Origin of the sequence: Samsonia erythrinae (assembly GCF_004342665.1) — a bacterium.
In the GTDB taxonomy this organism is placed as follows: domain Bacteria; phylum Pseudomonadota; class Gammaproteobacteria; order Enterobacterales; family Enterobacteriaceae; genus Samsonia; species Samsonia erythrinae.
Genome location: NZ_SMBY01000006.1, coordinates 124597 through 139743, shown reverse-complemented (window position 1 = coordinate 139743; position 15147 = coordinate 124597). Strand labels below are relative to the sequence as shown.

The window sequence follows — 15147 nt, the reverse complement described above, 5'->3', positions numbered from 1 at the left end:
CCATGCTGGAAAATTATAAACACACGACAGTCCTGCTGGATGAAGCCGTCAACGGCCTGAACATTCGCAGAGACGGCATTTACCTCGACGGCACATTTGGCCGCGGCGGTCACTCGCGTCTGATCCTTTCTCAACTGGGCGCGGAAGGCCGTCTGCTGGCGATCGATCGCGATCCTCAGGCGATTGAAGCGGCGAAGGCGATTGACGATCCCCGTTTCTCGATTATTCATGGGCCATTTTCCGCCATGGCAGATTATGTCGCGGAGCGCGGACTGACCGGCCAGATCAATGGCGTTCTGCTCGATCTTGGCGTTTCCTCCCCCCAGCTTGACGACCCTGAACGCGGGTTTTCATTTATGCGTGACGGCCCGTTGGACATGCGCATGGATCCGACGCGCGGCCTGTCTGCCGCCGAATGGCTGATGAAAGCTGAGGTCGATGATATCGCCTGGGTATTGAAAACGTTCGGCGAAGAGCGTTTTGCCAAACGTATTGCCCGCGCCATCGTGGAGCGTAACCGCACAGAGCCGATGACGCGGACAAAAGAGCTGGCCGAATTAATCGCGGCGGCCAGTCCGATCAGGGAAAAGCATAAACATCCGGCAACGCGCAGTTTTCAGGCGATCCGCATTTATATCAATAGTGAGTTGGAAGAGATCGAACGCGCGCTGGAAGGCGCGTTAAGCGTGCTAGCTCCGCATGGGCGTCTGTCGGTGATCAGCTTCCATTCGCTGGAAGATCGGATTGTAAAACGGTTTATTCGTCACCAGAGCCGTGGGCCTCAGGTGCCTGCCGGCCTGCCGTTAACGGAAGAGCAACTGCGCAGTCAGGGCGGACAAACATTGAAAGCGGCTGGAAAAATGATGCCTTCGGAAGCGGAAGTGGCTGAAAACCCACGCGCGCGTAGCTCCGTGCTGCGGTTTGCCGAGAGGCTGCCAGCATGATGGGCAATGAACGGCATACACTGGTTGGCGTCATCGGCGAAGATTTGCTGCGCAATGCAAAGATTCCGATGTTGTTGATGGTTGCCGTACTGGTTTCCGCCGTTTTTGTGGTGACGACGGCGCACCGTACCCGTCTGCTGACGGCGGAGCGCGAACAGCTTCTTCTGGAACGTGATGCATTGGATATCGAATGGCGAAACTTGATCCTGGAGGAGAACTCGCTGGGCGACCATAGCCGCGTTGAGCGGATCGCGATGGAAAAATTGCAAATGGGACACGTTGATCCGTCACAGGAAAATATTGTGGTTAAGCAATGACTAAATAGGCATCAGTAAGCATGAAAGCAACTCGTACAGGAAAGTTAAAACGCCAGGAAGATCAGGCCAGCTTTGTCAGCTGGCGTTTTGCGTTGCTTTGCGGCTGTATCTTGCTTGCGATGGTCGGCTTGATGGCGCGTGCTGCTTACCTACAGGTGATCAATCCAGACAAACTGGTGCGTGAAGGGGATATGCGTTCCCTGCGCGTGCAGGAAGTGCCTACGGCACGCGGCATGATTAGCGATCGTGCGGGCCGCCCTCTGGCGGTTAGCGTGCCGGTCAATGCCGTCTGGGCCGATCCGAAAGAGGTCAACGAACGCGGCGGCATTACGCTGGATACGCGCTGGAAAGCGCTGTCTGACGCCCTTGATATCCCGTTGGATCAGTTGGCAACCAAGATCAATGCTAACCCCAAAGGGCGCTTCGTTTATCTGGCGCGCCAGGTGAATCCGGCCATCGGTGAATATATCCATAAGCTGAAACTGCCCGGGATTAACCTGCGGCAGGAGTCTCGGCGCTATTATCCTTCCGGTCAGGTGACATCCCATCTTATTGGTTTCACCAATATCGATGGACAGGGGATCGAAGGGGTTGAAAAAAGTTTTGACCGCTGGCTGACCGGGCAGCCCGGTGAGCGTACCGTGCGTAAAGATCGGTTTGGCCGGGTGATTGAAGATATCTCCTCCGTCGACAGTCAGGCCGCGCATAATCTGGCGCTCAGTATTGATGAGCGTTTGCAGGCGCAGGTTTACCGCGAACTGAATAACGCCGTTGCATTCAATAAAGCCGAATCCGGCACGGCTGTTCTCGTCGATGTGAATACCGGCGAAGTGCTGGCGATGGCGAACAGCCCGTCCTATAACCCGAACAATCTGGCGGATACGCCGAAAGAAATTATGCGTAATCGTGCCATCACCGACATTTTCGAACCGGGTTCGACGGTGAAACCGATGGTGGTGATGACAGCCTTGCAGCGTGGCGTGGTGAAGGAAAATAGCGTGCTCAATACGCTGCCTTATTACATCAACGGTCATGAAATCAAAGATGTGGCGCGCTATAGCGAATTAACGCTAACCGGTGTGCTTCAGAAATCGAGTAACGTCGGCGTTTCCAGGCTGGCGTTAGCGATGCCGTCCTCTGCGTTAGTGGATACTTATGCGCGCTTTGGATTGGGAAAAGCGACCAATTTGGGGTTGGTCGGAGAAAGCAGTGGCTTATACCCTAAAAAACAACGGTGGTCTGACATAGAGAGGGCCACCTTTTCTTTCGGCTACGGGCTAATGGTAACACCGTTACAGCTAGCGCGAGTCTATGCCACCATCGGCAGTTTCGGCGTTTATCGCCCCCTGTCGATTACCAAAGTTGATCCACCGGTGCCGGGTGAACGAGTCTTCCCTGAAGCGCTGGTGCGTTCCGTGGTGCACATGATGGAAAGCGTGGCGCTGCCCGGCGGTGGTGGCACAAAAGCGGCTATCAAGGGCTATCGTATTGCCATTAAAACGGGGACGGCAAAGAAAGTCGGCCCGGATGGTAAGTACATCAATAAATATATTGCCTACACGGCGGGCGTCGCGCCTGCCAGTAACCCGCGTTTTGCTCTGGTCGTCGTGATTAACGACCCCCAGGCAGGGAAATACTATGGCGGTGCCGTTTCAGCACCCGTTTTTGGCGCCATTATGGGCGGGGTTCTGCGGACGATGAATATTGAACCGGATGCATTGCCGACGGGCGATAAAAACGAGTTTGTGATTAATAGAGAAGAGGGTTCAGGTGGCAGATCGTAATTTGCGCGATTTACTTGCGCCGTGGGTGCAAGATGCCCCGGCGCGCGCGCTGCGGGAAATGACATTAGACAGTCGCGTTGCGGCTGCCGGGGATCTGTTTGTCGCGATTGTCGGACACAAAACGGATGGGCGGCGCTATATCCCGCAGGCAATTGCGCAAGGTGTGGCCGCGATTATCGCCGAAGCGGACGATGAGGCCGCCGATGGCAGTGTGTGTGAAATGCACGGTGTGCCGGTCGTCTATCTCAGTAATCTGAACCAACGGCTTTCTGCATTGGCTGGTCGTTTTTATCAGCAGCCGGCAGAAAAAATACAGTTGATTGGCGTAACGGGCACCAACGGAAAAACGACGACGACCCAGCTTCTCGCACAGTGGAGTCAGGCGTTAGGTGAAACCAGCGCCGTGATGGGTACTGTCGGCAATGGCCTGTTGGGACGGGCGACTCCAACAGAGAATACAACGGGTTCCGCTGTCGATGTGCAGCAGATGCTGAGCCAACTGGTAGAGCAAGGCGCGACGTTTGCCGCAATGGAAGTCTCTTCACACGGGCTAGTGCAACACCGTGTCGCTGCTCTGCCGTTTGCGGCGGCGGTATTTACCAATCTGAGTCGCGACCATCTTGATTACCATGGCGATATGGAAAGCTACGAAGCGGCCAAATGGACGCTGTTTACCGATCATCGCGTGGGACAGATGATTATCAATGCCGATGATGAGGTTGGGCTGCGCTGGTTGTCTAAGCTGCCAGACGCGGTTGCGGTCACCATGGAAAACAATCTTGTCCCCGGCTGCCGTGGGCGCTGGCTGAAAGCGATACAGATTGATTATCACGATAACGGCGCCACGATCGCGTTTGAATCAAGCTGGGGACACGGCGAAATTGAAAGCCGCCTGATGGGGGCGTTTAACGTTAGCAACATGCTGCTGGCCCTGGCGACACTGCTGTCTCTTGGCTATCCGCTGGATAAATTGGTCACCACGGGATCTCTGCTACAGCCCGTGTGTGGTCGTATGGAAGTTTTCCATACCGACGGGAAGCCAACGGTCGTTGTGGATTACGCGCATACGCCGGATGCGCTGGAGAAAGCGCTTGAAGCCGCGCGTTTGCACTGCAAAGGGAAACTCTGGTGCGTGTTTGGCTGTGGCGGCGATCGAGATAAAGGTAAGCGCCCACTTATGGGCGGGATTGCCGAACAACTGGCCGACTGTGTCGTGGTTACGGATGATAACCCGCGCAGTGAAGAACCGCAGGCGATCGTGGCCGATATTCTCTCAGGACTGTTGGACGCCGGACGCGCTCAGGTCATTCACGGTCGTGCGGAGGCCGTTACCAGCGCCATCATGCAGGCTAAGGAAAATGACGTCGTGCTGGTTGCGGGTAAAGGGCATGAAGACTATCAGCTGGTCGGCAATCGGCGTCTCGATTATTCAGATCGCATTACCGTTGCCCGTTTGTTGGGAGGCATCGCATGATTCCGGTGTCGTTAAAGCAACTGGCCTCTGTGCTCAATGCGCAGTTGGTGGGAGAAAGCGTTGATATTGATGCTATCTCAACCGACACCCGCAAGCTGTCGCCGGGTTGTTTGTTTATCGCACTGAAAGGCGAAAAATTTGATGCGCATGATTATGCCGCTGATGCCGTCAAAGGCGGTGCGTTGGCTCTGATTGTCAGTAAGCGCTTACATATCAATGTGCCGCAGTTGTTGGTGAAAGATACGCGTCTGGCGCTGGGGCAATTGGGGGCCTGGGTGCGTCAGCAGTTAACGGTACGCGTTGTCGCCTTAACAGGCTCCTCCGGTAAAACCTCGGTTAAAGAAATGACGGCGGCGATTCTGCGCCAGTGTGGTTCAGTGCTGTATACCGCCGGTAACTTCAATAACGATATCGGTGTGCCGCTCACGCTGTTGCGTTTGACGCCGGAACACCAGTTTGCGGTGATTGAGCTGGGCGCCAACCACATTGGCGAGATTGCCTACACGACCGATCTGGTACGTCCGGAAACGGCACTGGTGAATAATCTGGCTGCCGCACATCTGGAGGGGTTCGGCTCTCTGGCTGGCGTCGCTCAGGCGAAAGGTGAGATTTTTGCCGGCCTGCCAACGGAAGGTGTGGCGATCGTGAACGCGGAGAGTCACGATCTTCCCCACTGGCAGGTCACGCTGAATCATAAAACGGTCTGGCGTTTTTCGCCGCAGGCCGCGCGCGAGATTGATTTTTTCGCCAGCGACATCGATGTTTCGGCGCAGGGGACAGCGTTCACTCTGCATACGCCATTTGGCGAAACGCGGGTGCGACTGCCTTTGCCCGGCCGTCATAATGTGTCGAATGCGCTGGCGGCAGCGGCGCTCGCAATGTCCGTCGGGGCATCACTGGAGGCGGTCAAAGCGGGATTATCTCAGCTTAAGGCCGTGTCAGGACGGCTATTCCCGATTGCTTTGGCGGAAGGCAAATTGCTGCTGGATGACAGCTATAACGCCAACGTTGGCTCGATGACGGCTGCCGTGCAGGTGCTGGCGGACATGCCGGGTTACCGGATGATGGTTGTTGGTGACATGGGAGAATTGGGGGACGAAGCCCCTGAGTGTCACCGTCGGGTGGGCGAAGCGGCACGCGCGGCGGGGCTCGATCGCGTATTGAGCGTGGGCTCGCTGAGTGAATGGATAAGCCACGCCAGCGGCAAGGGTGAGCATTTTCAGGAAAAGGCGGCGCTGGTTTCGCGTCTGAAGGCGTTGATAGCGGAACACGAGGTTATCAGCGTTCTTGTCAAAGGCTCACGCACTGCTGCGATGGAGCAGGTAGTACACGCATTACAGGAGAATGCTAAATGTTAGTATGGCTGGCCGAGCATTTGGTCAAACTTTATTCCGGCTTTAACGTCTTCTCTTATTTGACGTTCCGCGCCATTGTCAGCCTGCTGACCGCATTGGTTATTTCTCTCTGGATGGGGCCACATATGATCGCCTGGCTGCAACGTTTGCAGATTGGGCAGGTGGTGCGTAGCGAAGGGCCAGAGTCGCATTTTAGCAAGCGCGGCACTCCGACGATGGGGGGCGTGATGATTCTTGTCTCTATCATCGTTTCCGTTTTGATGTGGGCGAATCTGTCCAACCCTTATGTCTGGTGCGTACTTCTGGTGCTGGCGGGCTATGGGGCGGTCGGTTTTGTTGACGATTATCGCAAGGTTGTCCGTAAGGACACGAAAGGGCTGATCGCGCGCTGGAAATACTTCTGGCAGTCGGTGATTGCGCTGATCGTCGCTTTCGCCATGTATGGCATCGGTAAAGATACGCCGGCAACGCAGCTCGTTGTGCCGTTCTTCAAGGATGTCATGCCGCAATTGGGTCTGCTCTATATTGCACTGGCCTATTTTGCGATTGTCGGCACCAGTAACGCCGTGAACCTGACAGACGGTCTGGACGGGTTGGCAATTATGCCGACCGTGTTTGTTGCCGCAGGTTTCGCGCTGGTGGCGTGGGCGACAGGAAATATGAATTTTGCCGGTTACCTGCATATTCCGTACATCCGTCATGCCAGTGAACTGGTGATCGTCTGCACCGCGATTGTGGGCGCAGGGCTTGGGTTCCTGTGGTTTAACACCTATCCGGCGCAGGTTTTCATGGGTGACGTAGGTTCACTGGCGCTGGGCGGCGCGCTGGGGACTATTGCGGTCCTGCTGCGTCAGGAGTTTTTGTTAGTGATTATGGGCGGTGTTTTCGTGGTTGAAACGCTGTCGGTGATTTTGCAAGTCGGGTCCTTTAAGTTGCGCGGGCAGCGCATTTTCCGCATGGCGCCGATTCATCATCATTATGAACTGAAGGGCTGGCCGGAACCGCGCGTGATTGTGCGCTTCTGGATTATTTCGTTGATGCTGGTGCTGATTGGCCTGGCAACGCTGAAGGTACGGTAAGACATGGTGGACTATCAGGGTAAAAAAGTCGTCATTATCGGGTTGGGTCTGACCGGGCTCTCCTGTGTTGATTTCTTCCTCACGCGTGGTGTCGTACCGCGCGTGGTGGATACCCGCATCAGTCCGCCGGGTCTGGATAAGCTGCCTGAGCAGGTAGAACGGCACGTCGGTAGCCTGAATGAAGATTGGCTGATGAACGCGGATTTGATCGTCGCCAGCCCCGGTGTTGCGTTGGCGACGCCAGTTTTGTGTGACGCTGCCGATGCCGGCATTGAAATTGTCGGCGATATCGAATTGTTCTGTCGCGAAGCGCTGGCGCCGATTGTGGCGATTACCGGGTCGAACGGTAAAAGTACGGTGACGACGCTGGTCGGTGAAATGGCGCGAGCTGCCGGATGGCAGGTGGGAGTTGGCGGCAACATCGGCCTGCCGGCGCTGCAATTGCTTAAACAGCCTGCTCAGCTTTATGTGCTGGAGCTGTCGAGCTTTCAACTGGAAACGACGAGCAGCCTGCACGCGGCGGCGGCGACCATTCTGAACGTGACGGAAGATCATACCAACCGTTATCCGTTTGGCTTACAGCAGTATCGCGCGGCCAAGCTGCGTATTTATGAACACGCGGATTTATGCGTCGTGAACGCTGATGATGCGCTGACCATGCCGGTTCGCGGGGCCGATGTGCGCTGCCGCAGTTTCGGTGTTGATGTCGGTGATTATCATCTTAACCGACAGCAGGGAGAAACCTGGCTTCGGGTGAACGGAGAAAGGGTGCTCAACACGCGAGAAATCAAGCTGGTGGGGCAGCACAACTACACGAATGCGTTGGCGGCGCTGGCGTTGGCTGACGCCGTGCAGATCCCGCGTGCTTCCGCCCTGACGGCGCTGACGACATTTACCGGGTTGCCACACCGTTTTCAAATGGTGCTAGAGCGCAACGGCGTGCGGTGGGTTAACGATTCCAAAGCGACCAACGTCGGGAGCACGGAGGCCGCACTCAGCGGGTTAACCGTCGAGGGTACGCTGCATCTGCTATTAGGCGGTGATGGAAAATCGGCCGATTTCTCGCCTCTGACACCGTATGTGCAGGGCGATCGGATCCGTTTGTATTGTTTTGGCCGTGACGGACAACGGCTATCGGCGTTACGTCCTGACATCGCCGAACAGACAGAAACGATGGAACAGGCCATGCGCGCGATCGCTGAGCGCGTCAAGCCGGGCGATATGGTGTTACTGTCTCCCGCTTGCGCCAGCCTGGATCAATTCCGTAGTTTTGAACAGCGAGGCGATGAATTTGCCCGCCTTGCCGGGGAGTTAGGCTGATGCGGTTCTTCGGGCTGGCGTTGATCGAACGTATCAAGAACTGGGTTATGGGGTCGCGTGAAAGCGATACCCTGAGTCTTGTTCTGTATGACCGAACGCTGGTGTGGTTGACGTTTGGGCTGGCTGTTATTGGGTTTGTGATGGTGACGTCAGCCTCCATGCCGGTTGGACAGCGTCTTGCTGGCGATCCGTTTTTGTTTGCGAAGCGTGATGCGATCTATCTGGGGTTGGCATTGGGTTTGTCTTTGGTGACGCTGCGCGTGCCGATGGCGATCTGGCAACGTTACAGCCCGGTACTGTTATTGCTCTCAATGGTCATGCTGCTGGTTGTGTTAGCCGTGGGGAGCTCGGTCAACGGCGCGTCACGCTGGATTTCTCTGGGGCCATTGCGTATCCAGCCCGCTGAATTATCCAAGCTGGCGCTGTTTTGCTACTTGTCCAGCTACATGGTACGCAAGGTTGAAGAGGTGCGGAACAACTTCTGGGGGTTTTGCAAGCCGATGGGCGTAATGGTGGTGCTGGCGGTGTTGTTACTGGCGCAGCCCGATCTCGGCACCGTGGTGGTGCTGTTTATTACGACGCTGGCGATGTTGTTTCTGGCGGGCGCCAAGCTATGGCAATTTTTGGCGATCATCGGCTGTGGCATCTTTGCGGTAGTGCTGTTGATTATCGCCGAGCCTTATCGTATGCGCCGCGTGACCTCGTTCTGGAACCCCTGGGAGGATCCGTTTGGCAGCGGTTACCAGCTGACACAATCGCTGATGGCGTTTGGGCGCGGTGAGTTCTGGGGGCAAGGTCTCGGGAACTCGATACAGAAACTCGAATATTTGCCGGAAGCGCATACCGATTTCATTTTCTCGATTTTAGGCGAGGAGCTTGGCTATATCGGTGTGGTTTTAGCGCTGTTAATGATATTCTTCGTCGCTTTTCGTGCGATGTCTATCGGGAAGCGGGCGCTGGAAATCGACCAGCGTTTTTCGGGTTTTTTGGCGTGCTCGATCGGTGTCTGGTTCAGTTTTCAGACGCTGGTGAACGTCGGCGCGGCGGCGGGCATGCTGCCGACGAAAGGGCTGACGCTGCCGTTGATTAGCTATGGCGGTTCCAGCCTGCTGATTATGTCGACGGCGATTGTTTTGCTGTTACGCATTGATTTTGAAACGCGTCTGACAAAAGCGCAGGCGTTTACGAGAGGTGCCCGATGAGTGGCGAAGGCAAGCGTTTGATGGTGATGGCTGGCGGAACGGGCGGACATGTTTTCCCCGGGCTGGCGGTGGCGCACCACTTGATGGCGCAAGGTTGGCAGGTTCGCTGGTTAGGTACGGCGGACCGGATGGAAGCTGATTTGGTGCCTAAGCACGGTATCGAAATTGATTTTATCCGCATTTCCGGATTGCGTGGAAAAGGCGTGTTGGCGCTGCTGAGCGCGCCGATGCGTATTTTTCAGGCGGTGCGTCAGGCCCGGGCCATTATGCGTCGTTATCAACCTGATGTGGTGCTGGGAATGGGCGGCTACGTCTCTGGCCCCGGTGGTCTGGCTGCCTGGCTGTGCGGTATTCCGGTCGTCGTGCATGAACAAAACGGCATTGCTGGGTTAACCAATCGCTGGTTATCCCATATCGCGAAAAAAGTATTACAGGCATTTCCCGGCGCGTTTCCCAAGGCGGATGTGGTGGGGAACCCCGTCAGGACCGATGTGTTGGCGCTGCCGGCACCGGAAGCACGATTTGCCGATCGCTCCGGCCCGGTGAGGGTGCTGGTGTTCGGGGGAAGTCAGGGCGCGCGAGTGCTGAATCAAGTCTTACCGGGCGTCGCGGCGCAACTGGGTGAGCGCGTGACGATTTGGCATCAGGTTGGTAAAGGTGCGTTAGCCGGCGTCCAACAGGCTTATCAGGACGTTGGACAAACGCAGCATAGGATCAGCGAATTTATCGATGACATGGCGGCAGCTTACGCCTGGGCGGACGTCGTGGTGTGCCGTTCCGGCGCGCTGACCGTCAGTGAAATCGCCGCAGCCGGCTTGCCGGCGCTGTTTGTGCCGTTTCAGCATAAAGATCGGCAGCAGTATTGGAATGCGTTGCCGCTGGAAAAGGCGGGCGCGGCAAAAATTATTGAGCAGCCTCAGTTTAACGTAGCGGCGGTCAGCGACGTGCTGTCCGGTTGGGATCGTGCGACGCTGCTGGCAATGGCGCAAAAGGCTCGCGCGGTGGCAATTCCAGACGCCACCAACCGGGTAGCGGCGGAAGTCAGTGCCGCGGCGGGTAGTCGGGTCACGCATGTGGCTCATGGTTAATTAATGCAGTGTTGTCGGACAAAAGCGGTACGGCGGCACGACAAGGTAGCGATAGAATAAAGTGAATACTCAACAACTGGCGAAACTACGTTCAATCGTGCCCGAGATGCACCGCGTCCGGCACATACACTTTGTCGGCATCGGGGGTGCCGGCATGGGGGGTATCGCCGAAGTGTTGGCCAATGAAGGTTATGAGATTAGCGGTTCCGATCTGGCGCCGAACGCGGTGACTCAACAACTGGCTGAGCTTGGCGCGCAGATTTATTTCCACCATCGGGCCGAGAATGTGTTGAATGCCAGCGTGGTGGTGGTGTCGAGTGCGATTGCGAGCGATAACCCGGAAATCGTTGCCGCGCATGACGCGCGTATTCCGGTGATCCGTCGCGCAGAGATGCTGGCGGAACTGATGCGTTTTCGTCACGGCATCGCGATTGCGGGCACGCACGGCAAGACGACGACGACGGCGATCGTAACCAGTATTTACGCAGAGGCGGGGCTGGATCCGACGTTTGTGAACGGTGGACTGGTGAAAGCGGCAGGCACGCACGCACGTCTGGGATCAAGTCGCTACCTGATTGCGGAAGCCGATGAAAGTGATGCGTCTTTCCTGCACTTGCAGCCAATGGTCGCGATTGTGACTAACATTGAAGCCGACCATATGGACACCTATCAGGGGGATTTTGAGAACCTGAAACAGACGTTCATTAATTTCCTGCACAATCTGCCATTTTATGGTCAGGCGGTGATGTGTATTGACGATGCGGTCGTTCGCGAACTCTTGCCGCGCGTGGGTCGCCATATCACAACGTATGGCTTTAGTGACGATGCGGACGTGCGCGTTGCCGGATACCGCCAGATTGGTGCTCAGGGGCTCTTTACGCTGGAGCGGAAAGATAAGCCGCTGCTTAACGTCACGCTGAACGCGCCGGGACGCCACAATGCGCTGAATGCGGCGGCGGCGGTTGCCGTAGCGACCGATGAAGGGATTGACGACGAAGCCATTTTGCGCGCGCTTGAGCGTTTTCAGGGAACCGGGCGCCGCTTTGATTTCCTGGGGGAATATCCGCTTGAGTTAGTGAACGGACAACGTGGCTCGGCGATGTTGGTCGATGACTACGGCCATCATCCGACGGAAGTCGATGCCACGATTAAAGCGGCGCGCGCCGGGTGGCCAGATAAACGGCTGGTCATGATTTTCCAGCCGCATCGTTACACGCGAACCCGTGATTTGTATGACGATTTCGCGCACGTGTTATCGCAGGTTGACGTGCTGCTGATGCTGGATGTGTATTCCGCTGGGGAGTCGCCGATTCCGGGCGCGGATAGTCGCTCGCTGTGCCGCACGATTCGCGGCAGAGGCAAAATCGATCCGATTCTGGTGACGGACGTGGAAACATTACCGGAGATTTTGTCACAGGCGTTGCGCGACGGAGACCTGATATTGGTTCAGGGCGCCGGTAACATCGGTAAAGTGGCGCGTAAACTGGCTGATTCCAGATTACAGCCGCAGATAAGCGAATGAGGAACATCATGACTGAGAAAATTGCCGTATTGCTTGGTGGAACCTCTGCCGAACGTGAAGTGTCGTTACTTTCCGGTCAGGCGGTTTTGGCTGGACTGAAAGAAGCCGGCATCAATGCGCATGCGGTTGATCCCCGTGATTTTCCTGTCACGAAATTGAAGGAAGAAGGCTACACCCGCGTCTTTATCGCCTTACACGGGCGCGGTGGCGAAGACGGCACATTGCAGGGCGTGTTGGAATATCTGGGGCTACCTTATACCGGTAGCGGCGTCATGGCGTCAGCACTGACGATGGATAAACTGCGCACCAAGCAGATATGGCAGGCGATGGGATTACCGGTGTCGCCCTACGTGGCGCTCGACCGTCGTGAATATTCACAGACGCCTGAGAGTGCGCTGTTGGAGAAGTTTGCCCCTCTCGGATTGCCGCTGATTGTTAAGCCAAGCCGTGAAGGTTCCAGCGTCGGGATGAGCAAAGTGAATACGATCGCTGAACTGCCCGCCGCACTGGAAGAAGCGTTCCGTCACGATGATGATGTGCTGGTTGAAAAGTGTCTGAGCGGCCCGGAGTATACGGTTGCTATTCTGGGTGATGAGGTTTTGCCTTCTATTCGTATTCAGCCTGCCGGCACATTTTACGATTACGAAGCTAAATATTTGTCGGACGATACGCAGTATTTTTGTCCGAGCGGTTTACCGGACGATCGGGAACAAGCGTTGGCCGTACTGGCGATGGCGGCTTATCGCGCGCTGGATTGCCGCGGGTGGGGGCGTGTGGATTTTATGATGGATAGCGACGGCGTTTTCTATCTGCTTGAAGTTAATACCTCGCCGGGAATGACGAGTCATAGTCTGGTTCCGATGGCGGCGCGTCAACGTGGTCTGACGTTCTCGCAGCTGGTTGCGAAGATTCTGGAGCTTGCTGACTGATATGTCGCAGGCAGCGCTTAATACACGCGGACGAGAGCCTGAAACGAAAGGAACGCGTCGCAGTAATGGAGGCCAGTTAGCCGGAATGCTTTTCCTGCTGATGGTCGTCGGGACGATTGTCTGGGGAAGCTGGATTGTGGTGGGGTGGATGAAAGATGCCAGCCGCCTGCCGCTCTCCCGGATGGCTGTCACAGGGGAAAGGCAGTACACCACCAACGATGATATCCGTCAGGCGATTTTGTCGCTGGGGTCGCCGGGAACGTTCATGACACAGGATGTGAACGTGATCCAACAGCAGATCGAGCGTCTGTCGTGGATAAAACAGGCCAGCGTGCGTAAGCAGTGGCCCGATGAATTAAAGATTCATCTGGTTGAATTTGTTCCCGTTGCGCGTTGGAATGACCAGCTTATGGTCGATGCGCAAGGCAATTCGTTCAGCGTACCGGCCGAGCGAATTAAAAATCGCGCCATGCCGTTGCTGTATGGTCCGGAAGGCAGTGAGTCAGAAGTGTTGGAGGGGTATCGCACAATGAATCAGGTACTGGCCGCCGGGAAGTTCAGGTTGAAAACGGTTGCGATGAGTGCGCGGCATTCATGGCAACTCGGATTAGATGATGATATTCGCCTTGAGTTGGGGCGGGACGATCGAGCCAAGCGTTTGGCGCGCTTTATTGAACTGTATCCGTTGTTGCAGCGGCAGGCGACAAGCGAAAATAAACGCATCAGTCATGTGGACCTGCGGTATGACAGCGGGGCGGCGGTAGGCTGGGCGCCGGCATTCATTGATCAGCAACAAGACATTGATCAGCAACAGAACAGTAACCAGAAACAGAATCAGGCACAGGCTAAACAACAATGATCAAGTCGACGGACAGAAAACTGGTAGTTGGACTGGAAATCGGTACAGCAAAAGTGGCTGCGCTGGTAGGGGAAGTTCTGCCCGATGGCATGGTCAACATTATTGGCGTAGGCAGTTGCCCGTCACGCGGTATGGATAAAGGCGGCGTAAACGATCTGGAATCGGTCGTGAAATGCGTGCAGCGCGCCATCGATCAGGCGGAATTGATGGCGGACTGCCAGATTTCTTCAGTGTATCTGGCGCTGTCGGGAAAACACATCAGTTGCCAAAATGAAATTGGGATGGTGCCGATTTCAGAAGAAGAAGTCACGCAAGACGACGTGGAAAGCGTGGTGCATACCGCCAAGTCAGTGCGTGTCCGCGATGAACATCGTGTCCTCCATGTGATTCCACAGGAGTATGCGATCGATTATCAGGAAGGGATTAAGAATCCGGTTGGTCTATCCGGCGTGCGTATGCAGGCAAAAGTCCACCTGATCACCTGCCATAACGATATGGCGAAAAATATTGTAAAAGCCGTTGAACGCTGTGGTCTAAAGGTCGATCAGCTGATTTTCGCCGGGTTGGCTTCCAGCTATGCGGTTCTGACGGAAGACGAGCGTGAGCTGGGTGTGTGCGTAGTGGATATCGGCGGCGGCACCATGGATATCGCGGTCTATACCGGCGGCGCGTTGCGACACACGAAAGTGATCCCTTATGCCGGCAATGTGGTGACGAGCGATATTGCCTATGCGTTTGGGACGCCACCGACGGATGCCGAAGCGATCAAGGTACGCCATGGTTGTGCATTAGGCTCGATTGTCGGAAAAGATGAAAATGTGGAGGTCCCCAGCGTTGGCGGGCGTCCTCCCCGCAGTCTGCAACGGCAGACGTTAGCGGAAGTGATTGAACCCCGTTACACCGAGCTTTTGAATCTGGTGAACGACGAGCTTTTACAGTTGCAGGAGCAATTACGTCAACAAGGCGTGAAACATCACCTGGCGGCGGGAATTGTGCTGACGGGCGGTGCCGCGCAAATAGACGGTCTGGCGGCCTGTGCGCAGCGTGTATTCCATACACAGGTCCGCATCGGACAACCATTGAATATAACAGGGCTGACGGATTACGCCCAGGAACCTTATTACTCAACGGCAGTTGGGTTGTTGCATTACGGAAAAGAATCTCACCTGAGTGGTGAGCATGAAGTCGAAAAACGTGCTTCAGTGAGCAATTGGTTCAAACGAATCAACAGTTGGCTGAGGAAAGAATTTTAATTTTATCAAAGAGATCACCTG

Annotated in this window: 13 protein-coding genes; all 13 read left to right on the top strand. The window is 55.7% G+C overall.

The window, feature by feature from the left end:
- Nucleotides 1–2: 2 nt before the first annotated feature.
- The 13 genes from rsmH (at nucleotide 3) to ftsA (ending at nucleotide 15126) form a co-directional block, all read left to right on the top strand.
- The gene (gene rsmH, locus EDC54_RS11380) at nucleotides 3–944 is read left to right on the top strand and encodes a 16S rRNA (cytosine(1402)-N(4))-methyltransferase RsmH (RefSeq protein ID WP_132456230.1); all 942 of its coding nucleotides are present in this window, start codon (nucleotides 3–5) and stop codon (nucleotides 942–944) included.
- Nucleotides 941–1261 carry a cell division protein FtsL gene (ftsL, locus tag EDC54_RS11375; protein WP_132456228.1) on the top strand — a complete coding sequence of 107 codons (321 nt, stop codon included), beginning with the start codon at nucleotides 941–943 and terminating at the stop codon, nucleotides 1259–1261. The genes rsmH and ftsL overlap by 4 nt, the downstream gene beginning before the upstream one ends.
- A 20-nt stretch (nucleotides 1262–1281) precedes the next feature.
- Entirely contained in the window at nucleotides 1282–3045 is a 1764-nt protein-coding gene (locus EDC54_RS11370) for a peptidoglycan glycosyltransferase FtsI (protein WP_132456226.1), read from the top strand.
- The gene (gene murE, locus EDC54_RS11365) at nucleotides 3032–4519 is read left to right on the top strand and encodes a UDP-N-acetylmuramoyl-L-alanyl-D-glutamate--2,6-diaminopimelate ligase (protein WP_132456224.1); all 1488 of its coding nucleotides are present in this window, start codon (nucleotides 3032–3034) and stop codon (nucleotides 4517–4519) included. The genes EDC54_RS11370 and murE overlap by 14 nt, the downstream gene beginning before the upstream one ends.
- On the top strand, nucleotides 4516–5877 hold the full coding sequence (gene murF / locus EDC54_RS11360) for a UDP-N-acetylmuramoyl-tripeptide--D-alanyl-D-alanine ligase (protein ID WP_132456222.1): 1362 nt from the start codon (nucleotides 4516–4518) through the stop codon (nucleotides 5875–5877). Before murE ends, murF begins: the two co-directional genes overlap by 4 nt.
- Nucleotides 5871–6953 carry a phospho-N-acetylmuramoyl-pentapeptide-transferase gene (gene mraY, locus EDC54_RS11355; protein WP_132456220.1) on the top strand — a complete coding sequence of 361 codons (1083 nt, stop codon included), beginning with the start codon at nucleotides 5871–5873 and terminating at the stop codon, nucleotides 6951–6953. Before murF ends, mraY begins: the two co-directional genes overlap by 7 nt.
- 3 nt (nucleotides 6954–6956) lie before the next feature.
- On the top strand, nucleotides 6957–8273 hold the full coding sequence (murD, locus tag EDC54_RS11350; RefSeq protein WP_132456218.1) for a UDP-N-acetylmuramoyl-L-alanine--D-glutamate ligase: 1317 nt from the start codon (nucleotides 6957–6959) through the stop codon (nucleotides 8271–8273).
- Entirely contained in the window at nucleotides 8273–9475 is a 1203-nt protein-coding gene (ftsW, locus tag EDC54_RS11345) for a cell division protein FtsW (RefSeq protein WP_132456216.1), read from the top strand. The genes murD and ftsW overlap by 1 nt, the downstream gene beginning before the upstream one ends.
- Entirely contained in the window at nucleotides 9472–10563 is a 1092-nt protein-coding gene (gene murG, locus EDC54_RS11340; protein WP_132456214.1) for an undecaprenyldiphospho-muramoylpentapeptide beta-N-acetylglucosaminyltransferase, read from the top strand. Before ftsW ends, murG begins: the two co-directional genes overlap by 4 nt.
- A 61-nt stretch (nucleotides 10564–10624) precedes the next feature.
- Nucleotides 10625–12085 carry a UDP-N-acetylmuramate--L-alanine ligase gene (gene murC / locus EDC54_RS11335; RefSeq protein ID WP_132456212.1) on the top strand — a complete coding sequence of 487 codons (1461 nt, stop codon included), beginning with the start codon at nucleotides 10625–10627 and terminating at the stop codon, nucleotides 12083–12085.
- An 8-nt stretch (nucleotides 12086–12093) separates the two neighbouring features.
- Nucleotides 12094–13014: a D-alanine--D-alanine ligase gene (locus EDC54_RS11330; protein WP_132456210.1), complete on the top strand. Its 921-nt coding sequence runs from the start codon at nucleotides 12094–12096 to the stop codon at nucleotides 13012–13014.
- Nucleotide 13015: 1 nt separating this feature from the next.
- A complete protein-coding gene (gene ftsQ / locus EDC54_RS11325) occupies nucleotides 13016–13873 on the top strand; it encodes a cell division protein FtsQ (protein ID WP_132456417.1) in 858 nt (285 codons plus the stop codon).
- Nucleotides 13870–15126 carry a cell division protein FtsA gene (ftsA, locus tag EDC54_RS11320; RefSeq protein ID WP_132456208.1) on the top strand — a complete coding sequence of 419 codons (1257 nt, stop codon included), beginning with the start codon at nucleotides 13870–13872 and terminating at the stop codon, nucleotides 15124–15126. The genes ftsQ and ftsA overlap by 4 nt, the downstream gene beginning before the upstream one ends.
- The last annotated feature ends 21 nt before the right edge of the window (nucleotides 15127–15147 follow it).